Source organism: Microcoleus sp. w2-18bC1 (assembly GCF_036700365.1).
GTDB lineage: Bacteria > Cyanobacteriota > Cyanobacteriia > Cyanobacteriales > Microcoleaceae > Microcoleus.
The window spans coordinates 1-2,422 of record NZ_JAUBOS010000144.1; the positions used below are offsets into that span (position 1 = coordinate 1).

At 42.0% G+C, this 2,422-nt stretch carries 1 protein-coding gene; it reads left to right on the forward strand.

Going from position 1 to position 2,422, the window contains the following annotated elements; translation table 11 throughout:
* Nucleotides 1–611: 611 nt before the first annotated feature.
* Nucleotides 612–2,300 carry a group II intron reverse transcriptase/maturase gene (gene ltrA / locus QT979_RS28710; RefSeq protein WP_445304821.1) on the forward strand — a complete coding sequence of 563 codons (1,689 nt, stop codon included), beginning with the start codon at nt 612–614 and terminating at the stop codon, nt 2,298–2,300.
* Nucleotides 2,301–2,422 lie beyond the last annotated feature (122 nt).

Here is a 2,422-nt window from a genome sequence, read left to right on the forward strand (position 1 = left end):
GTGCGATTCGTTTAGCCTAAACGAGTAACAATACTCAGAGACGGCTAGTATGGCTCACAAAGCCATAACAACTAAATACACATCTGGGTGCAGGTTATCCTTAGTCCCAGTCCGCAAGTGCAGCGGTAAAAGCACATCCCCTATCTTGTTAGGTAGCAACTAAAAGGATAAAGCGGGGATAAAAAGCAGACTACTGGTAGCCGAAACTGGTAACTGTTGAGCAAGAGTTCATGTGTAGCGAAAGCAAAGATGTGTCTGAACCATCGTTAAGTAAGATGGTCTAACGGCTGAATCAGAATAAAACCGTTGAAAAACACGGTAAAGACTGATAAAGACCAAGCCAAAAGGCAAGGATAGGGCGTAGGCGATTGTTTCTTCCGACCTACAAGCACTGCCCATAAACCCGGTGGATAGCATCGCACTAAAAACTCAATCAATGTGTATTTGGAACGAAGTAACTCTCATATATCTCTGAAATCAGGTTGATTATCAGTAAGTAGCTAACGAATGATATATGAGAGAAGGATTGTATCAAAAGCCAATGCCCTGTTGTAATGACAGAGATATGCAGACGGATACACGGTAACTTCAAGGATAGAAACCTAGTAGCAATGAATAAGTCTAAAACGCGGGAAAACCCGACGGTGGAATGGAATCAAATCAATTGGCGAAAAGCTGAAAGATTGACATTCAAGTTGCAAAAACGTATCTATCGAGCAAGTGAGCGTGGCGATGTTAAAGCAGTTCGGAAGCTTCAAAAGACCTTGATTAATTCGTGGTCTAATAAGGTTCTAGCGGTACGACGGGTCACGCAAGACAATACAGGTAAACGTACAGCAGGTGTGGACGGTATTAAATTACTAACCCCAAAGCAACGAGTTAATCTAGTAAGTCAACTCAAAGCAACTGGTAAATCACAACCGACACGTCGGGTAATGATACCAAAACCAGGAACCAATGAGTCAAGACCATTAGGTATACCCACAATGTACGACCGCGCCTTACAAGCAGTTGTAAAATCAGCTCTTGAGCCAGAATGGGAAGCGCGTTTTGAGCCAAACTCCTATGGTTTTAGACCAGGTAGGTCGTGTCACGATGCGATAGGAGCTATTTTTGACAGTATCAGGTATAAAGACAAATATGTTCTAGATGCTGATATTGCCAAATGCTTCGACCGCATTAATCACAAAGCATTACTTGACAAAATCAATACCTATCCACGACTGAGAAAACAAATTAAGTCGTGGCTTAAAAGTGGGGTATTAGACCAAGGTGAAATCTTCCCGACTTCAGAAGGTACTCCACAGGGAGGGGTCATTTCCCCGCTACTTGCTAACATAGCCCTTCATGGAATGGAAGAACGTGTTAAACAATTCGCTGGAAATTCTATTAACCAACGAAGAGAAATCAGTTTAATCCGATATGCTGATGATTTTGTGGTTATTCACAAAGACATTGAAGTAATAGTAGCCTGTCAGAAAATAATTGCAGAATGGTTAAGTGATTTAGGCTTAGAATTAAAACCAAGTAAAACAAAATTAACCCACACCCTCAATGAATACAATGGAAATGTAGGGTTTGAGTTTTTAGGATTCCATGTACAACAACATAAGGTAGGTAACTATCGAAGTGCTAAAAATACACACGGAATACCACTCGGCTTTAAAACATTAATCACTCCGTCCCAACTCAAAGTCAAAGCTCACTTAGTGAAAATTGAAGAAGTAATAGATACGCACAACACCGCCCCTCAAGCTGCTTTAATCAGTCGGCTGAATCCAATAATTAGGGGATGGTCAAACTATTACTCTACAGTAGTAAGTAAGGAAACATTTAAAAAAATTGACAGCCTTACTTACGACAAACTACGAGCATGGGCTAGAAGACGGGGGAAAGGTAGCATCAATAAAGACAAATACTGGCGAACAGTAGGCGACAGAAATTGGTGTTTCAGCACAGAAGAAGGTTTAGAATTAGCTCGACACTCAGCAACGCCTATTATAAGGCACGTCAAGGTGAAGGGCCATTCAACACCTTATGACGGTGACTGGATTTATTGGAGCAAGAGACGCGGAGAATACCCCGAAACACCAACAAGAGTGGCAACACTCCTGAAGACACAAAAAGGTAAATGTACCCACTGTGGTCTGTACTTCACACCTACAGACACTGTAGAAGTTGACCATATCCAACCCCGCTCACTAGGCGGTAAGGATGAGTATAAAAACCTCCAACTTCTGCACAAGCATTGTCACGACACAAAAACGGAAAATGACGGTTCCTTATCAAAACCAGTGTAACACCCGTTTTGAATTGTATCCTTAACAAAGGATGAAGATACCGAGGAGCCGGATGAGGCGAAAGTCTCATGTCCGGTTCTGAAAGAGAGGTAGGGGTAGAAATGCCCCTATCGACTCTAACA